Below are 18,927 nucleotides of genomic sequence, written 5' to 3' on the forward strand. Positions count from 1 at the left end.
CGCCGCCGGGGCTTCTTCCGTCGTGAGGGGAGCTTTCCTCCCGGATCGGGCAGGCTACGCTCTTTCTCCATGATTGGTCGCGCCTTGGCGGCGAGCGTGCTCGCCCTGCAGTTCGCGGCGGCGCCGGCGCAGGCCGCGCCCGTGCGGTGCACGCCCAAGAAGGCCACCATGGCGATCGCCGAGACCTGGGCACAGCGGCGGGTCAACGCGGAGAAGGTGTGGCCGCTGACCACGGGCCGGGGCGTCACGGTCGCCGTCATCGACAGCGGCGTGGACGAGACCCACCCCCAGATCCGGCTGGGCGGCAAGGCCGACCTCACCAACACCGGCTTTCGCGACTGCGTCGGCCACGGCACGGCGGTCGCCGGGCTCATCGCCGGCCAGCCGCGCAAGGACATCCCCTTCCACGGCGTCGCCCCCGGCGTGAGCCTGCTGTCGATCAAGTACGTCACCGGCGACAGGGGCGACGTGGGCCTGCTGTCCAAGGCCATCAAGACGGCCGTGGACGAGCACGCCGACGTGATCAACGTCTCCGTCGAGGCCTCCAACACCCCCGACCTGAAGGCGGCCGTCGACTACGCGCTGGAGCGGGACGTGGTGATCGTCGCCGCCGCCGGCAACCTGTCGAACGACGACGGCACCTCGACCCCTTCCTACCCCGCCGCGTACGACGGGGTGCTGTCGGTGGGCTCGGCGACCCCGGACGGCGGGCGCTCGACGTTCTCCAACCCCAACGCGGTCGCCGTGCTCGGCCCTGGGGAGGGCGTCAGCTCGACCTGGCCGCTCAAGGGGTACCAGTCCGCCCTGAAGGGCACCAGTTACGCCGCCCCGTACGTGACGGGCGTGGTCGCGCTCGTCCGCGCGCGGCATCCCGGGCTGACGCAGCTCCAGGTGCGCAGGCGCATCACGCTGACCGCCGACGGCGCGTCCGGGACGGGCACCGGCGCCGGGATGGTGAACCCGCTGCTCGCGGTGACCGCGGTGCTGCCGTCGGAGCAGGTGGCCGTGGCGCCGCCGGTGCCGCCGCCGCTGCCCGAGACCGTCGTGCGCAAGGCCGTGCCGCCGGACCAGCGGTCGATGGAGGTCGCGACGGTGGTCGCGGCGGGCGGGTTCTCGCTGGTCGGGGTGGCGTTGGCGGCCTGGGTGTTCGTGCCCATGGGACGCAGACGGCGCTGGCGGCCCGGCTCGCCGCCGGATATCGGGAGAATTGACGGTTAACTGTAAGAGTGGCCGCCCGAAACTGCTGATGCTTATGGGGCTTATTTGGTTAAATGTCTCTGATCATGACGGACTCCTGAAAGGACGGTCATGGTGGAGAAGGACTCCCCCCAGGCAGCAGTACCGGAGCGGATCGGCGATCACGAGATCGTGAGCCTGTTGGGACAGGGCCCGCGTGGCGCCGTTCATCTGGGCAAGGAGTCCGAGGACGCCGATCCGGTCGCCATCAAGACGCTGACCGTGGACCCCGCGGCCGACCCGGACTTCGTGACCCGGCTCAAGGACGTCAGCCGGGTGTCCAGCTCGTACGTGGCCCGCACGCTCGACGCCGGCGTCCAGGACGGCCTGCTCTACGTCGTACGTGAGCACGTCGAGGGACGTTCGCTGGCCGAGACCGTCGCCGCCGACGGCCCGCTGACCGGCGACGCGCTCGAACGCGTGGCGGTCGGCATGCTCACCGCGCTGACCGCGGTGCACCTGGCCGGATTCGCGCACCGTGGGCTCACCCCCGACAACGTGATCCTCACCGGCGAGGGGCTGCGCGTCACCGACATCGAGATCGGCGACCCGGCCGGCGAGGTCGGCTACCGCGCCCCCGAGCAGCTCAACGGCCTGCAGTACGGGCCCTACGCCGACGTCTTCGCCTGGGCGGCGACCGTGGTGTTCGCCGCCACCGGCTCCGCGCCGTTCGGCCAGGACGCGCACGCCGTGCTCACGGACGAGCCCAAGGTGGACGGGCTGCCCGATCCGCTGCGCCAGACGGTCCTCGCGGCGCTGTCCAAGGACGTGTCCGGGCGGCCCACGACGTACACGGCGCTGCTGCGCCTGCTGGGGGACGACAAGGCCCCCATGCCGGCGGCGCCGATCGAGGGCGTGCCGGTCCAGGCGCCGATCGACGGCGTGGCGGTGCAGATGCCGCCGTCGCCGATGGCGCCGTCCGACCCGGCGGAGCTCGTCACCCTGATCGACGGCCAGCCGCCCGTGCCGGGCCAGCCTCCGGTCCCGGGCCAGCCCCCGGTGCTGCCCCTGGCCATCGAGGGCGCCCCGATCCCCAACGGCCCGATGCAGCCGGGCCCGATGGCGAACGGCCCGATCCCCAACGGCCCGATCCCCAACGGCCCGATGCTGAACGGCCCCATCCCGAACGGCCCGATCCCCAACGGCCCGATGGCGCACGACCCGATGCAGCCCGGCCCGTTCGTGCCCGGCGTGCCGCCGCAGGGCCCGATGGGGCATGAGCCCATGCAGCCCGGTCCCATGCAGCCCGGCCCGATGCAGCACCTTCCCGTGAACGACGAGCCGGTGCAGGGCGTCCCGGTGCAGTACCCGCCGGTGCCCGTGCAGGCCGCCTGGGGGCCGCCGTCCGGACCGCAGAACCCGCCCGTGGAGCCGGCGCAGCCCGCGATGGCCGGTGCGGGCAGCACCGGACCGGCGCGCAAGCCGTTCCCCATCGGCCTGGTCGCCGGTGTGGTCGCGGTCATGCTGCTGTCGGCGATCGGCCTGTGGGGCGCGAGCCGCTACTCCTCCAGCGTCACCTTCGAGCCCGCCGCCGCGGCGGGCTCCGCGTCGCCCAGCTCGGGCGCGGCGGCGGCGGCCCAGAAGGCGGTCACCACCGTGCCCACGCAGCCCCAGCCCGAGGTCACCGCCCCCTGGGCGACCACGCCGTCCCCTGATGACGACGGCGTGGGCCCGCTGGTGCTGCCGGACGACGACACCTCCGCCGACACCCCGCAGGTGCCGGTGCTGACCACGGTGCCGACGCCTACGGCGACCCAGCAGCTGACGGTCCCGACGATCCAGCCGACCGTGCAGGAGCGGAAGACCACCAAGGAGCCGGAGCCGACGGCCACGGTCACCAGGACGGTCACCCCGACTCCCTCCGCGACGCAGACGCAGACGCAGCAGCCGACCGAGACGCCCACCCAGAAGCCGACCGGGAAGCCCACGGAGAAGCCGACCGAGGAGCCGACGCAGAAGCCCACGGAGAAGCCGACCGAGAAGCCGACCGAGAAGCCGACCGGGGAGCCGACGCAGAAGCCCACGGAGAAGCCGACCGAGAAGCCCATCCAGGCTGCGCCGACCCAGACGCCCACGAAGGCGCCGGAGCCCAACCCCCAGAGGCCCACCCAGGCGCCGGAGCCTGCCAAGACCACCGCACCGCCGGCGACCAGGCCGACGCCGAACCCCTACACGCCGACGCAGGTGTGCGGATCCGGCTTCGTGGTCCAGCGGTCGACCCCGTTCGCCGGCGGCACGACGTACCAGCTCTACAGCAGCAGCACGGGTCAGAACTGCGTGGTCACCCTCAAGTCCGGCCCCGACGTCGGCAAGGCGACCCCGATGAGCGCGACCTTGGAGGTGCAGGGCGGCCCGAGCAGCACCGACAGCGGCAACTACGAGTACTACGCCGGCCCGGTCAAGCTCCCCGCCAAGGGCAAGTGCGTGCGTTACGCGGGCAGCGCGGGCTCCGGCAACACCAGTGCGGACTGGGGGAACTGCGGCTAGGCCCGACACGGAGCCGAGGTCGGAAGGACCTCCTGCGCCATGCCCGGTGGCCCTGGTGGGCCATCGGGCATGGCGTGACCTGCCGGACGCCTCATGGATCCGAAGCCTCCGGCGGCCGGGAGACCCGAACTCCGTACAGGCGCCAGGTCTCAGTATCCGCGGTAGCCGGACCCGGTCTTCATGCCGACGACCCCCGGCACCGCGGACACACTGCCGTAGCGCTCGATCGAGTAGCGCACGCCCGCGATGATGTTGTCCACCGGGTTGTAGATGTCCCGGTGGCCGTCCAGGGCGTGGGCGTTGAAGGTCGGGTCGATCGTCTGCATGAGCCCCTTGGAGGGGTGCCCGGCGGCGGCGTTGGAGTCCCACAGGTTGATCGCGTGCGGGTTCCCGCCGGACTCGTGCTGGATGATCATCCAGATGTCGTCGACGTTCATCTTCCCGACCGGGTAGCCGTGCTCCTTGAGGATGGCGACGGCCTCCTCGATCCACTGCTTCACCTTGCCCGTGGGCGCCGGTCCGCCGCCCGCGGGAGGGGGCGGGCCGCTGGAGCCGTAGCCGCCGATGATGGGGCTGCCGCCGGTGCCCGAATAGGGCGAGGTGTAGCTCTGGGTACGCCGCCAGTCGAACCGGTGCCCGGCGTCCGGCACGAACTCCTGGTCGCCGGCCGCCTTGATCTTGGCGAAGGTCGTCGTGCGCTCGCCCAGCGCCGTGCCGATGGCGTTCTTGGCGTCGGTGACGGCGTCCTTGGCGTCCTTGACCGGTTTCCTGGCGTTCTCGGTCTCCTCGCGGACCAGGCGGCCGATCTCGGCGTCCAGGTCCTCCTGCTTGGCGTCGGGGTTGGCCGTCCGGTGGTTCTGAACGCGGGTGAGCAGGCGGTCGCAGATGCCGTCCACCTGGCGCTGGGAGCTCTCCAGCACGCCGGCGGCGGCGTCGAGCGCGTCGGCGCAGGAGTTGAGCGCGTCGTGCAGGCCCTGCCCGGCCCTGCCGTAGTCCCCCATGTAACGGACGAACGCGTCCGCCGAGTCGCCCTCCCAGGCCAGGTCCACGGTGGTGACGGCGCTGCCGAGCTGGCCGGAGTCGGCGAGCACCTTGCCCGCGGCCGTGCGCCAGCGCTTGGCGATGCCGCGGATCGCGCCCGGGTCGCCGCTCACCTGCCCGGCCAGCGCGGCCAGCGTGGGGCCGCCGGGCAGGGCGTTGATCGCCTCCGGTGCGCTCATGCCGGGGAGTTCGCCTTCCGCACGTTGCTCTCCACCAGGTCCAGGGCCCGTTCGACGCTCTGGACGAGGCTCTTGGCCTTGCCGAACTCGCGGTCGGCGACGCTCTCCACCTGGTCCACGGCGGTCGCGAGGGCCGCGGAGTCGGCCAGCTTGCCGAAGATCGAGGAGTCGGCGGCGCCGGCGGGGAAGCTCTCCGCCAGGTCGCCGAACTTGCCCGCCACGGTCTTGGCCGCGATGCGGCAGTCGTCCAGGGCCTCGAAGTGGATGTCCAGTCCTGCCATCACTCCTCCTCCGCCGGCGGCCAGAACGCCGTCTGCGCCAGCCGCGAGCCGAACCTTCTGTCCACCACGAAGCCGCGTCCCGGAGGCTGCGGCTGGGCGCGTACGTTGCCGAACAGGAAGCCCTCGTCCCTGCTGCCGGACAGGATCACCGCGGGGCTGGCCATGTCCTTGATGCGCTGGATCACCGGGTCGAACATGGCCCGGCCCAGGCCGCCCATGGCCCGCGACATGATCAGGTGCAGTCCGATGTCACGGGCCTGCGGCAGCAGCTCGACCAGCGGCAGCAGCGGGTTGTTGGACGTGGCAACCAGGTCGTAGTCGTCGACCACGATGTACAGGTCGGAGCCCTTCCACCAGTCGCGGGCGCGCAGCTGCTCGGGCGTGAGGTTGGCCGGCGGCAGGCGCTTGAGCAGGGCGTTGCGGGCGTCGTTGACCAGTTCGAGCGCGGCGGCGCTGGAGGCGGCGTAGCCGATGCGGTTCTCGCTGACCGCCGTGTCCAGCAGCGACCGGCGGTAGTCGATCACGATCATCATGGCCTCGCGCGGCGTGTGCCGGGCGACGACGTTCTCGGCGATCACCTTGAGCATGTTGGACTTGCCGCTCTCGGTGTCGCCGACCACGACGAAGTGCGGGTCGGCGTCGAAGTCGATCAGCACGGGCGCGAGCGCGGCCTCGTCCACGCCGATCGCGATCCGGGACTTGCCGGTCTCCTCCACGCCCGGCAGCGACGCGGCGGGCAGCACCGACGGCAGCAGCCTGACCTGCTTGGCGGGCGGGCCCTGCCAGGAGTCCCCGATCGCCTGCACCAGGCCCTGGAGGCCGGCGGCCAGGTCGTCGGAGTCCTGCACGCCGTCGATCCTGGGCAGCGCGCCGAGGAAGTGCAGGCCGTCCTTGGTCAGGCCGCGTCCGGGCACGCCTTCCGGCACGGCCAGCGACTTCTTCCTGTTGATCTCGGACTCGTACGCGTCGCCGAGCTTGAGCTCCACCCGCGTGCCGAACAGGTCCCGGATGCCGGGCCGGAACTCCGACCACTTGCCGGTGGCCGCCACCACGTGGATGCCGTAGCCGAGGCCGCGCGCCGCCAGGTCGGTGATGACCGGCTCCAGGGCCTCGAAGTCCTGCCGGATCGTCAGCCAGCCGTCCACGACGAGGAAAATGTCGCCCCAGCCGTCGCCCTGGAGCGAGCCGTCGGCGACCCGCCTGCGGTAGGTGCTCATGGAGTCGACGCCGTTCTCGGTGAACTCCCGCTCCCGGTCGCGCAGGATCGAGGCGATCTCGGCCACCGTGCGGCGCACCCGGTCGGCGTCCAGCCTGGAGGCCACGCCGCCGACGTGCGGCAGCCCCTCCAGCGAGGCCAGCGCGCCGCCGCCGAAGTCCAGGCAGTAGAACTGCACCTCGCGGGGGGTGTGCGTGAGCGCCATGCTGGTGATCAGCGTGCGCAGCACCGTGCTCTTGCCGCTCTGCGGGCCGCCGGCCACGCCCACGTGCCCGGCCGCGCCGGACAGGTCCAGCCAGTACGGGTCCCGCCGCTGCTCGAACGGCCGGTCGATGATCCCCACCACGGCCTGCAACCGCCCGCGGCCGGTCCACCCGGCCGTGGACAGCCCCAGCTCGGGCGTGACCGACAGCGGGGGCAGCAGGTGCGCCAGGGTGGGCGGCTCGGCCAGCGGCGGCAGCCAGATGCGGTGCGCGGGCGGCCCCTGGCCCACCAGGCGGCCGACGACGATGTCCAGGAGGCTCTGCTGCGCCTTGTTGCTCTCCTCCTGCGCGGCGGGGTCCTCGGGCGGCTCCTCGACCATCGGGACGGGCACGAAGTCGGGGCCGTACTCGACGATCTCCCGGACCGTCACCGAGCCGTCGGTGGTGGCGACGTGCCGCGGGTCGACCTGGTGGGGACCGGACACGTACGCGGCCTTGAACCGGGTCATGCCGGACGTGTCGAACTTCAGGTACCCGTTGCCCGGCGCGGACGGCAGCTCGTAGGCGTCGGCCACCCCCAGCACGACCCGGCTCTCCATGGCCGAGAACGTGCGCAGACCGATCCGGTACGAAAGGTGCGTGTCGAGCCCGCGCAGCCGTCCCTCCTCCAGCCGCTGCGAGGCCAGCAGCAGGTGCACGCCGAGCGAGCGCCCGAGCCGGCCGATCATCACGAACAGGTCGATGAACTCCGGCTTGGCCGTCAGCAGCTCGCTGAACTCGTCCAGGATGACGAACAGCGTGGGCAGCGGACGCAGGTTGGCGCCCTGCTCGCGGGCCCTCTCGTAGTCGCGCAGGGAGGCGTAGTTGCCGGCCGCGCGCAGCAGCTCCTGGCGGCGCACCATCTCGCCGTGCAGGGCGTCGTGCATGCGGTCCACGAGCGGCAGCTCGTCCTCCAGGTTCGTGATGACCGCGGAGACGTGGGAGAGGCCGTCCAGGCCGAGGAAGGTCGCGCCGCCCTTGAAGTCCACGAGCACGAAGTTGAGGATCTCCGAGGAGTGCGTGACCGCCAGGCCGAGCACCAGCGTGCGCAGCAGCTCGCTCTTGCCCGAGCCGGTCGCGCCGATGACCAGGCCGTGCGGGCCCATGCCGCCCTGGGCGGACTCCTTGATGTCCAGCTCGACCAGCCGGCCGTCGGCGCCGAGGCCGATCGGCACCCGCAGCCGGTTCCGGCCGGCGCGGGGCCGCCAGGTCACCGACGGCTCCAGCCGGGTCGGGTCGCCGACGCCGAGCAGCTCGGTCAGCGTCGTGTTCACCGCCAGCACGTCCTGGGCGTCGCCGCCCTTGGCCGAGGAGGCGCGCAGCGGCGCGAGCTGGCGGGCCAGCCCCTCGGCGCGCAGGTAGTCCAGCGCGTCGGGGTCGCCGAGCCGGTTGGTGTTCTCGCGGCCCGCGTGGTCCAGCTTGACCATGTGGAAGCCGGCGGCGTCGATGCGCAGCCGCAGCGTGCTGCGCTCCTCGACGGTCCCGGCTGAGTTCGACAGGTCGATCACGGTGACGCCGTCGATGGCGTCCGCGCCGAGCTGGGAGTCCTGCGGCACGTGCCCGCCGTCCAGGATGAGCACGTGGTACGGCAGCGCGTCCGGCGAGGCGCCCGGCTTGAAGCGGGCCCGCTCCTTAAGCTCCGCGCCCACCAGGCGGTCGAGCTGGGCCAGGTTCTCCGCCATGAGCCTGACCTGGCCGGCGCCGTCGGTCTCCTCCGGGTGCAGCGCGTGCGGCAGCCACTTGACCCAGTCCCAGTGGCTCATCCACTCCTTGCTCGCGCACACCATGATCCGCATGTCGTCGGGGGAGTGGAAGACGGCCATCTGCGCGATCATGGCCCGGACCAGGTCGCGGACCAGGGCGGGGTCGCCGTCCAGCTTGATGCGGGAGAAGGAGTGCAGCGCGACGGCGACCGGGAGGCGTTCGACGGTCGAGTGGGTGCGGATGAAGCGGCGCAGCGCGCCGGCCGACAGGGCGTCCAGGTCCTCGACCGGCTTGGAGTCCGGCGGGATGAGCTGGACGGCCAGCTTCTGGATGCCGGTGCCGAGGCGTACGGTGCTGAAGTCCTCGTCGCGGGGGCGGCGCTCCCACAGGCGCGGGCCCATCGCGGTCCACCACAGGGTGTCGGGGGCCGGGCCGCTCCACTCCAGGGCCTCGCGCTGCTGGATGGCCGCCTTGCGCACCTTCTTGCGGATCTGCGCCAGGTAGCGGAAGTAGTCGCGGCGGGCGCCGTTGAGCCGGGCCTTGCGTTCGCCGGCCTGGCGGCCCATCTGGCCGACCGTCATGCCGACCATCGAGAACGCGAACAGGCCGCTGGCGACGTACATGATGGGGTTGGCGTTGGTGCCCCCGGCGGTGAACATCAGGCCCATCGCCGCCGCGCCCGCCACCATCGGCAGGTACGTCAGCACCGCCATCATGCCTTGCGACTGGACCTCTGGGATCTCCGGTGGGGACTCCAGCAGGATCTCACCGCGCGGCGGCTTCGGGCTGGGGCGGCGCTCCGGGCGCCGTACTACGACGATGCTCACCCTTGTGACAGGCCCTTCTGGTGCTCGGAAGAACCTTCTTACCAGATGTGCCTAACGTCCGAGTTGAGGTCTGAGTTAACTCTGTCTCGCTATGTTGTGTTTGTGACATCGCTGGCCGAAATCCCCCCTCCACAGCAGGGCGCGTTGCACCAGGTGCCCGCTCCGCTCCCGCCGCTGTGCCACGTGACGGTGGTGGGGCCGCGCAGGAAGGCCGACCTGGCACTGCCCGCCGACATCCCGCTGCCGCACGTCCTGCCGGGGCTGCTCAGAGCCATGGGCGAGCTGGGCGGCGACATCGCCACCGCGCCCGGCTGGACGCTTCAGCGGCTCGGCGGCCCGCCCTTCGACCTGGGACAGAGCCTCGGCGCGCTGGGCGTGCTGGACGGCGAGATCCTCTACCTGCGCCCGCGCGCGGTGTCGCTGCCGCCGACCAGGTTCGACGACGTCGCCGACGTGGTCGCCACCGGCGTGCGCGAGGGCAAGGGCAAGTGGTCACCCGACCTGACCCGCGGGCTCGGCGGCGGGGCGGCCTGCGGGCTGCTCGTCGCCGGCGCCGTGGCGCTGGCCTTCGGCGGCCTGACCCCCATGGTGACCGCGATCGTGGCCGGGGCGCTCGCGCTGCTGATCGTCGGCGTGGGGATGGCCATCTCGCGCGCGGTCGGCGACTCCGGCTCCGGCGCGCTGATCGGGTACGCCGCCCTCCCGTACGCGTTCCTGGCCGGGCTGCTGGCCCCGGCGGCGGGCGGCGGGCTGATGACCGTCGGCTCGCCGCAACTGCTCGGGGCCCTGGCCTGCACCGCGCTGGTGGCCACGCTCGGCGGCACCGCGATCGCGGACGGCGTGCCGGGCTTCCTCGGCACGGCCATCGCCTCGATGACCGGCGCGGTCTGCGCGGCCGTCGTCATGGTGACGGGGGCGTCGCCCGCGGGCGTGGCGGCCGTGGGCGCGGCCGTCGTGATGGCGCTCAGCCCGCTGGTGCCCGTGTTGTCGTTCCGGCTGGCCCGCGTGCCGCTGCCGGTGATGCCCACCAACGCCGAGGAGCTGCGCGGCGACAACCAGCGGCTCGACAGCGCCTCGGTGCTGGAGCGCACCGGTGCGGCGCGGCGGTACGCGACCGGCATGGTCGTGGGCGTCGCGCTGGTCGGGGCCGGGGCGCACGCGCTGTTCGTCGCGGACGGCCGGTGGATCTCGGTGGCGATGTCCGTGGTGCTGGCGTTCACGCAGATCATGCGGGCCCGGGTGTTCCAGGGCGTCGGGCAGCGGCTCTGGCTGCTGCTGGTCGGGCTGGCCGCGCTCGGCGCGGTGGCCGTGTCCGTCGGGGTCGGCGTGGGCGGCGTGGCCTCGGTGGCCGTGGTGCTCGGGCTGTTGTGGGCGGCCATGGTGGTCGTCGGCATGGGCGTGTGGCTGCCCGGCGGCAGGCCCTCGCCGTTCTGGGGGAGGGCCGCCGACATCCTCGAATGGGCGCTGATCGTCGCGCTGGTGCCGCTGGCGCTCGGGGTGCTGGAGGTCTACGCCTGGGTACGCGGCCTGGCCGGTTAGCCGGCTCGTCCCCGAAGTGAACATCACGAAGCCCTGATTGTGGTTAACTCGCACCGATGTGCCCTATGGGAGGGATGGTGTCGGTGACGGATTTCGGGGACTTCGGCAACATCGACATGGACCGGCTCCTGAACAGCATGGACGAGCAGCTGAGCAAGTCCGAGGAGCTGCAGAAGGCCATGTCCGCCCTGGTGGGCAGGGGAGAGGACGAAGGGCACCTGGTCGTCGTCGAGTACGCCCAGGAGGGCCTGCGCACCCTGGACATCCACCCGAAGGCGATGCGGCTGAGCGCGGCCGAGCTGTCGGAGCGGATCAAGGAGGCCATCGCGGCGGCGACCGCCGACCTGCAACGCCAGGCCGACGAGCTGCTGACCGAGATCTTCGGCGTGCACGGCAACCCGATGCGCATGCTGGAGAACCCCGACCGGGCGCTGCGCGAGGTCCGCAAGGCCGAGGCCAGCTACGAGCGGGCGTTTGAGGACGTAATGGGAGAACTCGACAGAATCCGCCGCGAACTGGACCTGTGATTGACCAGGGCGTTTGCTGACATGTCGAGAAGTTGTTACATCTTGGCCATTGGGTCTGCTGTTACTCATGGGCAGTTTGGTGCTTATATGGTTTAGCGACCGAAATGATCGTTACGGAGGTGACGAGTGTCCGAATTCTTTGGGGCAAGCCCGAGCCAGATCAAGGTGGCCTCTGGCCACGTGGTGGACACCGCCCAGTACATCGAGGGTCTGAGGACGGCGGTGGAGACGACCGCCAACGGTCTTCTCGCGACCGGCTGGCTCGGCCCGGCGGCGGCCCGGTTCAAGAACGCCATGACCAACTGGGACAACTCCATGCGGAACGTACGGACCGACCTGGAGGGGATCGCCGACAAGATGGGCGTCAACGCGGTCGTCTACTCCGCGGCCGACCAGGACGTCCAGGCCGGTATGGGCCGCGTCGAGTCCCTGATCAACGTCGACATCAAGTAGGAGGGGGACCGCGGTGTCCGCTGAGCTCGACTTCACCAAAGTCAACTTTGGGCACATGGAGCTCGCCCAGGGCGACTTCATCAAGATCCTCGGCTCCTTCGAGAAGGCCACCGACGACCTGATGGCCCGGCTGAAGAACGACCTGGCCGGCCATTGGGAGGGCCCGGACGGCGCCGAGACGTTCTTCCGGCAGCACGAGCAGAAGTGGCAGGCCGCGGCCGCCCAGATGCGCGGGCAGCTGGACGAACTGCAGAAGGCCGTTCAGATCGCGAACGAGAACTACCGCGCGGCCGAGAACCGCAACAAGTCCATCTGGTACGACGGCTGACGTCTTCTGCTCGGCCACCCGCGCGGTGGCCGAGCCTGGTGATGGGAGGATCATGGCCGGGCTCGAACCCGAACCGTGGCCGGGGCTCGACGACACCGACGCCGAGCTCTACTACAACGTGGGCAAGATGCGGGCCATCGCCGACGACCTGGAGATCGCCCTGGCGCTCACGCAGGGCGCCGGCGGCAACAGGGACGGCGTCACCGGCTCGGTCGAGACCCTCACGAGGTACTTCGCGCTGGGCGAGGAGCACATCGGGCGGTGGCCGGCGGCCAGCGCCCTGGCGCACAGCGTGGGCAGCACCGGCGCGGACCCCGGCGGCCAGGTGTCGATGGAGGGCCGCGGAGCGCTGCTGACCGCCCTGTACCAGGACTACGTCGAGTGCTGCCAGAAACTGGTCAAGGCCATCAGGGACAGCGCCGACAGTTACGCCAAGACGAACCCGGGCCGAGAGTGAGCAGCGTTGGCTGAGCGCAAGGTCGACATCCGTGACAATTCCCGGCGGCCGAAGAGCGAGCCGGTCACCGCGTCGCGGGAGCAGATCGAGGGATGGCTCAAGGCCACCTCCGCCATGGAGGTGCACGACCGGGGCCTGTCCTACAAGCAGGTGGCCAAGGTCGTCCGCGGGGTGGCCGACGCGCTGCCGCAGATCGGCAAGGATCTGTCCGGCGCCTGGCGGTCGGACACCTCCGCCCAGGCGCAGCGGGCGCTCCAGCTGCTCCACGCCTCCGGGCGCGAGATCGCCGAGGCCATGGACAAGATGTCCGAGGCGCTGATCCTGTACGGGCGCGACTACCTGCCCAAGGCGATCGAGGAGGTCGAGGCCGCCAAGAACCAGAAGACGGCGGTCCCGGCGCCCTCGCCGGGCGCGCCGCCGAAGCCGCCGTCCGCGACGCCGTCGCCGTCGTATACGCCGCCGGTGCTCGGGCCCGTGACCTCGCACAACGTGCCGGAGCCCAAGCCGGGCCTCACCAAGTCGCCCACGGAGATGCAGGCCGACGTGGCCCGGCGGGCGCTGGAGAAGCTCAACAACCACATCGTCGACCTGTACGACTTCCGGATCCCGGAGAGCGTCGTCGTCGAGCTGCCCGAGGTGAAGCCCGCCGAGGCGCCGGCTCCCGAACGGGACATGCCGCTCACCGACCACTCGCCGTACGGGAAGGGCTCGTACTGGACCGGCGGCGGCCATGACAGCGGCGGCACGGGCGGCTCGACCGGCTCCGGCACGCACGGCGGCTCCGGGGGTTCGGGCGGTTCAGGCGGTTCGGGCGGTTCGGGCGGCTCCGGCGGTTCGGGCGGTTCGGGCGGCGGCGGCACCGGCGGCCACGACGGCGGCACCGGCACCGACCCCCGCCCCGGGGACCAGACCCCCGGCGGCGACAACCCGGGCACCGACCGGCCGGACACCCCCGGGCCGGACACCCCCGGCTCCGACCAGCCGGGCGGCCAGGGCGCCGGATCAGGGACCGGCGGCTCGGCCACCACCGGCGACGGCACCACGCCTCCCGTGCTCGACAACAACACCACCGGTGACCGCGCCACCCAGTCGCAGGACGTGGACGTCCGCGACCCGCGCGCCACCGAGACCGCCGGTTACCACCCGACCACCACCCCCGGGTACCCCGGCACCCCGAACCAGCCGTTCGTGACCCAGCCCGCCTACCCCTCGCCGTCCGCGGGGACGCCCGCGGTGATCGGCGGCCCGGGGTCGTACGTCCAGGGGAGCGCGCCCGCGGCGGCGGCCAGGACGGGCGCGATGGGCGGCGCCGGCATGCCGTTCATGCCGTTCGGCGGCAGCGGCGGACCGGCCCCCGAGGAGGGACAGGTCGAGACCTCGACCCTCCTGAAGGAGGACAACGACGTGTGGAGCCACCACGAGGGCTCCATCTCACCGGTGATCGGCTAAGGAGGCGGCCATGGCACTCGAACTGGACCTCAACTGGCCCGGTCTCGACGGGGACAAGGACAACTACACCAACCGCACGGAGATCAAGCGCATCGCCGGCGAGCTGAGCGAGCTGCTCAAGAAGCTCAAGACACCCACGCTCCCGCCGGTGACGCAGTACCTGACCGCGCCGGGGCAGAAGGCCCCCGGGCCGAAGCTGCCCGAGGGCGCCGGCTCGCTGCCCGATCTCCAGCGCTACTGCGCGCTCAGCCAGAACCAGATGGGCGAGTGGCCCGCCGCCATGCACTTCGGGCTGGCGGTCAACTCGGCCTACTCCCAGCTGATCGGCGAGCCGGGCTCCACCAGCGGCCTGTACGCCGCCATGGTCGGGCAGGGCGACAGCACGGTGGAGGCGCTGCTCGACATCTCCAAGGCCTCCGACGGCGCCGAGCAGGCGACCGAGGAAGCCGCCGCGCGGCGGGAGGCCTGACACCCATGGCCGAGCCCAAGAAGCAGACGTTCAAGCTCGTCTACAACACCGGCCCGGTCGACACCTCCACCCCGGAGGTGTCGTTCATGGGGAGCATGTTCAGCGACACGCTCGAAAAGGTCATGAAGTGGATCGACGACACCGACCCGGAGTCGATCAAGCTCGCCGGCCTCTACTACACGCGGGCCGAGACGCTGCTGAACGGCTTCGCCGGTGAACTGAAGGCCAAGGCGGCCGAGCTGGCCAAGAACTACACGGGCCCGGCCGCCGTCGAGACGCAGAAGCAGCTCCAGACCCTGCACGCCAGCGTGCGCGAGCTGGCCAGGAAGCTCGGCGAGATGGGCCGCCCGGTCCATGCGTACGGCGAGACGCTGAACTGGGCGCAGGCCAACGTGGTCGAGTCGATGGACCACGACTCGCGCACCGACCGCGACGTGGACTGGGCCGGACGGGTGCCCTTCTACCGGCTGTACCGCGGGGACAAGCGGGCCGTCGAGCACCTCAAGAAGGTCAACGAGCGCATCGTCGAGCACTACAAGCAGCTGCCCGTCGAGGTCCAGACCGCGTTGCCGGATCCGAGCGTCCCCGAGCTGCCGGACTTCAACAACGGCGGCGGGGGCGTGCCGGGCGCGCCGGACCTGGACGGCAAGGGCGGGGCGGGCAACATCCCCGTCTCCTCGATCGGTCCGGACGCCGTGCCGGGCGGCCCCGGGTACATCGACGGCAAGGTGCCGGGTGACGGGGGAACGGGCGCCTACCCGGCGGTCCACTATCCCGACGTCTCGGGCACGAACGGCTCCGGCGTGAACGTCGGCGGCGTCCAGGGCTACGACGCCGGGGACAACCCGTACGGCGGGGCCGACTCCTCGGCCCTGAACGGCGCCTCGCTGGGCTCCACGCCGCCGGTTTCGACCGCCGGCCTGCCGTCGGGCACCGGCGGCGACACCGCGAACCTGGCCGGGTACGACCCGTCCATGTCGGGAATGCCCAACAGCGCCTTTCCCACGACGACGGGCGGCTCGCCCTACGGCGGCGGCGCGGGATCGGGAGCCGGAGGCGGCTTCGGAGCGGCGGGCGTGGGCGGGGGCGGGGCGGCGGGCGCCGCCATGTACGGCGCCGGCGGCGGCTCCGGGTTCGTCGCTCCCGGCATGATGGGCGGAATGCCCGCTCGTGGCGGCGAGAGCGGCGAGAAGCACGACAGCGAGAACTCGACCTGGCTCGCCGAGGACGACGACGTGTGGGGCGGCCCGGAGGGCACCACGCCGAGCACGCTCACCTGAGGCCGCGCTGCGCGCTCGCCCGGCGCCAGGAGCCGCCGCACCACGCCTGCGGGCCGATCCTCGCGACCGGCCCGCCCCTGGCGCGCGGCCCACTGCCCGCCCGCAAGCCGCTCCCCGTGCGGGGAGCGGCGGTGCGGGGGGCGCCCGGAGGCGCCGCCCCGCTCATGGACGCGCGGTCGCGTCAGCCGCAGTGCTCGAAGGGGCTGTCGTACGCGGTCGAGCCGATCGCGCCGCCCCACTTGACGCAGGTACGCAGGGCCTTGGCCCGGACCGGGCCGGCGTAGTACTGGTAGCTGCCCGCGTCGGTGCTCCTGGCCTTGCCCTTGACCTCCAGGTAGGCCCGCACGGCCGCCTTGCCCGAGCCGCTGTTGCGCAGCGTGGTGACGCAGTTCTGGCCGGTGGAGGCCGAGTACAGCAGGACGACCCGGCCCTGGTTGCCGAGCGGCGCGGAGTCGATCTGCTTGTAGCCCGCGCCACAGATCTGCTCGGCCGAGTACGGGTTGCCGCCGCCGCCGGTGCTGGGCTTGCCCGGGTCGGCGGGCGCGGGCGTGCCGCCGCCGCCCTGACAGTTGTTCGACTTCAGCGTCTGGTGGCTGTAGCCGAAGGTGGTGCCGTTGAACTTGGCCGCCACGATCTTGCCCGACGACGTGCGCTGCTCGTAGTGCAGGTGGGCGATGATGCCCTTGTACTTGGCCGAGGTGTTGCCCACCTGGCCGACCTGCTGGCCCTGCGCGACGTTCGCGCCCGGGGAGACCGTGCGCTTCTTCATGTGGGCGTACAGCGAGACGCTGCCGTCGGAGTGCCGGATCTTGACCACGTTGCCGAAGCCGTCGGTGGTCCGGTACTCCGACATGATCACCTTGCCGGCTGCCGAGGCCACCACGGTACGGCCCATGTCGGCGTTGCCGTCGCCGTACGAGCCGTTGAAGTCGATCTCGTAGCCACCGGTGTGCGCGCTGCTGTCGTTGCTGTCGCCGGTCCAGGTCTCGCCGCACGGGAACGGAAGCTGGTGGACGACGGCGGCGCTGGCGCCGGCCGCGCTCGTGCCGGTGAGGGGCAGCGCGGCGATGCCACACACGCCCACAATCAGGGTCTTGATCCGCATGTGGGAAAGGCTGCCATCCTGATCAACGGCCAGTCTAGATCATTCGCAAAGTGTTCACGCTAAAAGTTGATATTTGTCGATATCGTAGCCAGGACTGTGCAAAACGCAGTTTTCGGACAGGGAGGGTCAGATGGGCGCAGGGGAGAACTCCGCCGCCAGCCTGGGACTATCCCCGGCGGGCCTCGGCGGGGCCACGATCCGGTTCACCGACAAGAAGATCAGCAAACTGGGCAGCGACATCGCCGACCAGGAACCGGGCATGGGCAAGATCGAGACGAACACGAAGGGGATCAACATCGAATCCCCCGGGTTCGGCGTCGTCGGCCTCGGCCTCTCCTACGCCCACGAGCAGATCAAGAACGGCGCCGGCGACACGGTCGCCATGGCCAGGTCCGTCCTGAAGGACTACAAGACGGCGCTGGAGCAGCTGGAGAAGAACTACGAGAAGGTCGACAAGGACAACGACGGCCTGATCAAGGAGTACGGCGACGGCCCTCCCCCCGGCGGCGGCATCGATCCGTCCAAGCTGGGCGGCGGCCCCGGCGGCGGCCTGCCGCCGATGAACATGCCCGACAACAAGCTCCCGGACAACAAGCTCCCGGACGACAAGTTCCCCGACAACAAGCTGCCGGACGACAAGTTCCCCGACGACAAGCTGCCGCACGACAAGCTCCCCGACGACAAGCTCCCCGACGACAAGCTTCCTGACAACAAGCTGCCGGACAACAAGCTCCCGGACAACAAACTCCCCGACAGCAACCTGCCCGACCCCAACGCCATCAACGCGAACCTGCCCAAGACGCCGTCCATCGAGGATCAGCTCAACCACAACACCGACGTCCCGGACCTCAAGAGCACGCTCCCGGACCCGTCCCAGACCAAGCTGTCCGGTCTGGACCCCAACGCCCTGAACTCCGCCATTCCCAGCACCGGCAACCTGACCGGCCGTCCCATCGATTTCCCCACGTCGGGCGGCTTCGGTGGCTCGTCGGGCTCCGGCGGGACCACCACGGGCGCGGGAGCGGCGGCCGCGGGCGGCCTGCGCGGCGCCGGCGCGGCCGGCATGTCGGGCATGCCGTTCATGCCCATGTCGGGCGGCGCGGCCGGCAACGAGCAGAACCGCGAGCGGGAGAAGCCGGAGTACGTGCGCGGCGACGAGAACGACTGGCTCGACGACATGGACATCGCGCCGCCGGTCCTCGGCGAGTGAGAAGGAAGACGACATGGCATACGAAGAAGACCGCTGGCTGATCCTCGCCGCGGCCGGCGTGGCGACCGCGAACGCCGCGGTGCTCTTCGAGTACCCGCTGGCCAGGAACGTCGCGATCATGGTAGGCGCCCTCGTGTCCAACCCCGGCGCCGTGTCGAAGGCGGCCATGGAGTGGATGGCGCCCGTCGACGGCAAGGACGGGTTGGACTTCCAGGCCATCAGCGGTGCGATCGTCAAGCTCTCCGAGGAGGTCGCCAGCAAGGAGTACTGGACGGGGCCGGCCTGGGAGGTGTTCAAGAAGTCCGCGGACGACTTCGCCCAGCAGGTGAAGGCGGCGTCGGCCTACTTCCAGAACGTCTCCAGCGGCATGGACACGATCGCCACGCTCTACCACTATGCCGTCTACGTCGCCTGTCTGGTGGCCGCGATCACGACGGCCCTCGCCGCCGCGAAATGGCTGACCTTCATCGTCCCCATCTTCGTCGCGGTGGTGATGCGGGGGCAGATCAACGGCATCCTGATCGCGCTCGCCCAGATCCTCAGGGGCATCGTCGGCAAGAACGTCAAGTCCGCCGCCATGCTCGCGGGCATCCTGGCCACGGTGAACGGCATGTGCGCCATGATGACCCAGGTCATCGACAAGGGCCGCCCGAAGGCCAACTTCGGGCCCAGCGACCTCGAGTACGTCAGCAACGGGGAGGAGAAGCCCGGCACCCTCCAGCGCAAGAACGGCGGCATGCCTGACTTGACGACGGCCGGCGGCCTCATCTGACCCTGACCCGCACCTCGTCCGGCGGCCCCCGCCCCGCGGGCCCCCGGCCCGGGCCGCCCCGAGCAGGGGGCTGTGCAGGGCCCGGGCGGGGGCCCCCCCGGGGGGGGGGCGCGGGCGCCCCCGGG

Annotated in this window: 16 protein-coding genes; 12 read left to right on the forward strand and 4 right to left on the reverse strand. The window is 71.4% G+C overall.

Annotated elements, in window-relative coordinates; translation table 11 throughout:
* Positions 1 to 69: 69 nt before the first annotated feature.
* Together ACIBQ6_RS40355 and ACIBQ6_RS40360 are read left to right on the forward strand one after the other, a co-directional pair.
* Positions 70 to 1,218, forward strand: a complete 1,149-nt coding sequence (locus ACIBQ6_RS40355) for a S8 family serine peptidase (RefSeq protein ID WP_397218404.1) — start codon at positions 70 to 72, stop codon at positions 1,216 to 1,218.
* Between the two features lie 90 nt (positions 1,219 to 1,308).
* Positions 1,309 to 3,723: a protein kinase gene (locus tag ACIBQ6_RS40360; RefSeq protein WP_397218405.1), complete on the forward strand. Its 2,415-nt coding sequence runs from the start codon at positions 1,309 to 1,311 to the stop codon at positions 3,721 to 3,723.
* Between the two features lie 149 nt (positions 3,724 to 3,872).
* Here the strand turns inward: ACIBQ6_RS40360 and ACIBQ6_RS40365 are convergent, their stop codons facing one another.
* From ACIBQ6_RS40365 to eccCa, 3 genes are read right to left on the reverse strand one after another with little or no spacing between them, the layout of a single operon-like run.
* Positions 3,873 to 4,943 (reverse strand): transglycosylase SLT domain-containing protein, encoded by a 1,071-nt coding sequence (locus ACIBQ6_RS40365; protein ID WP_358282482.1) that lies wholly within the window; start codon positions 4,941 to 4,943, stop codon positions 3,873 to 3,875.
* Positions 4,940 to 5,224: a hypothetical protein gene (locus tag ACIBQ6_RS40370; protein ID WP_358282484.1), complete on the reverse strand. Its 285-nt coding sequence runs from the start codon at positions 5,222 to 5,224 to the stop codon at positions 4,940 to 4,942. Before ACIBQ6_RS40370 ends, ACIBQ6_RS40365 begins: the two co-directional genes overlap by 4 nt.
* A complete protein-coding gene (eccCa, locus tag ACIBQ6_RS40375) occupies positions 5,224 to 9,213 on the reverse strand; it encodes a type VII secretion protein EccCa (RefSeq protein ID WP_358282486.1) in 3,990 nt (1,329 codons plus the stop codon). Before eccCa ends, ACIBQ6_RS40370 begins: the two co-directional genes overlap by 1 nt.
* Positions 9,214 to 9,315: 102 nt before the next feature.
* On the opposite strand from eccCa, the gene eccD reads away from it, so the two are divergent.
* From eccD to ACIBQ6_RS40415, 8 genes are all read left to right on the forward strand, one after another.
* Positions 9,316 to 10,752, forward strand: a complete 1,437-nt coding sequence (gene eccD, locus ACIBQ6_RS40380) for a type VII secretion integral membrane protein EccD (RefSeq protein WP_397218406.1) — start codon at positions 9,316 to 9,318, stop codon at positions 10,750 to 10,752.
* Between the two features lie 74 nt (positions 10,753 to 10,826).
* Positions 10,827 to 11,279 (forward strand): YbaB/EbfC family nucleoid-associated protein, encoded by a 453-nt coding sequence (locus ACIBQ6_RS40385; RefSeq protein ID WP_358282490.1) that lies wholly within the window; start codon positions 10,827 to 10,829, stop codon positions 11,277 to 11,279.
* Between the two features lie 126 nt (positions 11,280 to 11,405).
* On the forward strand, positions 11,406 to 11,732 hold the full coding sequence (locus tag ACIBQ6_RS40390) for a WXG100 family type VII secretion target (RefSeq protein WP_358282492.1): 327 nt from the start codon (positions 11,406 to 11,408) through the stop codon (positions 11,730 to 11,732).
* Between the two features lie 13 nt (positions 11,733 to 11,745).
* The gene (locus ACIBQ6_RS40395) at positions 11,746 to 12,060 is read left to right on the forward strand and encodes a WXG100 family type VII secretion target (protein ID WP_357994585.1); all 315 of its coding nucleotides are present in this window, start codon (positions 11,746 to 11,748) and stop codon (positions 12,058 to 12,060) included.
* A 52-nt stretch (positions 12,061 to 12,112) separates the two neighbouring features.
* A complete protein-coding gene (locus tag ACIBQ6_RS40400) occupies positions 12,113 to 12,517 on the forward strand; it encodes a hypothetical protein (protein ID WP_352361899.1) in 405 nt (134 codons plus the stop codon).
* Positions 12,518 to 12,523: 6 nt separating this feature from the next.
* Positions 12,524 to 13,966, forward strand: coding sequence for a hypothetical protein (locus tag ACIBQ6_RS40405; RefSeq protein ID WP_397218407.1), 1,443 nt, complete (start codon positions 12,524 to 12,526; stop codon positions 13,964 to 13,966).
* Positions 13,967 to 13,976: 10 nt separating this feature from the next.
* Positions 13,977 to 14,435 (forward strand): hypothetical protein, encoded by a 459-nt coding sequence (locus ACIBQ6_RS40410; RefSeq protein WP_397218408.1) that lies wholly within the window; start codon positions 13,977 to 13,979, stop codon positions 14,433 to 14,435.
* 5 nt (positions 14,436 to 14,440) lie between these two features.
* On the forward strand, positions 14,441 to 15,715 hold the full coding sequence (locus ACIBQ6_RS40415) for a hypothetical protein (protein WP_397218409.1): 1,275 nt from the start codon (positions 14,441 to 14,443) through the stop codon (positions 15,713 to 15,715).
* A gap of 181 nt (positions 15,716 to 15,896) precedes the next feature.
* Here ACIBQ6_RS40415 and ACIBQ6_RS40420 read toward each other — a convergent pair whose 3' ends face one another.
* Positions 15,897 to 16,820 (reverse strand): M23 family metallopeptidase, encoded by a 924-nt coding sequence (locus ACIBQ6_RS40420; RefSeq protein ID WP_397218410.1) that lies wholly within the window; start codon positions 16,818 to 16,820, stop codon positions 15,897 to 15,899.
* A 130-nt stretch (positions 16,821 to 16,950) separates the two neighbouring features.
* Here ACIBQ6_RS40420 and ACIBQ6_RS40425 point away from each other — a divergent pair, with 130 nt between their 5' ends.
* The gene (locus ACIBQ6_RS40425; protein WP_397218411.1) at positions 16,951 to 18,030 is read left to right on the forward strand and encodes a hypothetical protein; all 1,080 of its coding nucleotides are present in this window, start codon (positions 16,951 to 16,953) and stop codon (positions 18,028 to 18,030) included.
* 13 nt (positions 18,031 to 18,043) lie between these two features.
* Complete coding sequence (locus ACIBQ6_RS40430; protein ID WP_397218412.1) at positions 18,044 to 18,802, forward strand: hypothetical protein; 759 nt, start codon at positions 18,044 to 18,046, stop codon at positions 18,800 to 18,802.
* The last annotated feature ends 125 nt before the right edge of the window (positions 18,803 to 18,927 follow it).

This window comes from Nonomuraea sp. NPDC049655 (assembly GCF_044465465.1).
GTDB lineage: Bacteria > Actinomycetota > Actinomycetes > Streptosporangiales > Streptosporangiaceae > Nonomuraea.

Coding starts and splice junctions, on each gene's coding strand:
- ACIBQ6_RS40355 (WP_397218404.1), top strand. CDS start 70: ATGATTGGTCGCGCCTTGGCGGCGAGCGTGCTCGCCCTGCAGTTCGCG.
- ACIBQ6_RS40360 (WP_397218405.1), top strand. CDS start 1,309: ATGGTGGAGAAGGACTCCCCCCAGGCAGCAGTACCGGAGCGGATCGGC.
- ACIBQ6_RS40365 (WP_358282482.1), bottom strand. CDS start 4,943: ATGAGCGCACCGGAGGCGATCAACGCCCTGCCCGGCGGCCCCACGCTG.
- ACIBQ6_RS40370 (WP_358282484.1), bottom strand. CDS start 5,224: ATGGCAGGACTGGACATCCACTTCGAGGCCCTGGACGACTGCCGCATC.
- ACIBQ6_RS40385 (WP_358282490.1), top strand. CDS start 10,827: ATGGTGTCGGTGACGGATTTCGGGGACTTCGGCAACATCGACATGGAC.
- ACIBQ6_RS40400 (WP_352361899.1), top strand. CDS start 12,113: ATGGCCGGGCTCGAACCCGAACCGTGGCCGGGGCTCGACGACACCGAC.
- ACIBQ6_RS40410 (WP_397218408.1), top strand. CDS start 13,977: ATGGCACTCGAACTGGACCTCAACTGGCCCGGTCTCGACGGGGACAAG.
- ACIBQ6_RS40415 (WP_397218409.1), top strand. CDS start 14,441: ATGGCCGAGCCCAAGAAGCAGACGTTCAAGCTCGTCTACAACACCGGC.
- ACIBQ6_RS40420 (WP_397218410.1), bottom strand. CDS start 16,820: ATGCGGATCAAGACCCTGATTGTGGGCGTGTGTGGCATCGCCGCGCTG.
- ACIBQ6_RS40425 (WP_397218411.1), top strand. CDS start 16,951: ATGGGCGCAGGGGAGAACTCCGCCGCCAGCCTGGGACTATCCCCGGCG.
- ACIBQ6_RS40430 (WP_397218412.1), top strand. CDS start 18,044: ATGGCATACGAAGAAGACCGCTGGCTGATCCTCGCCGCGGCCGGCGTG.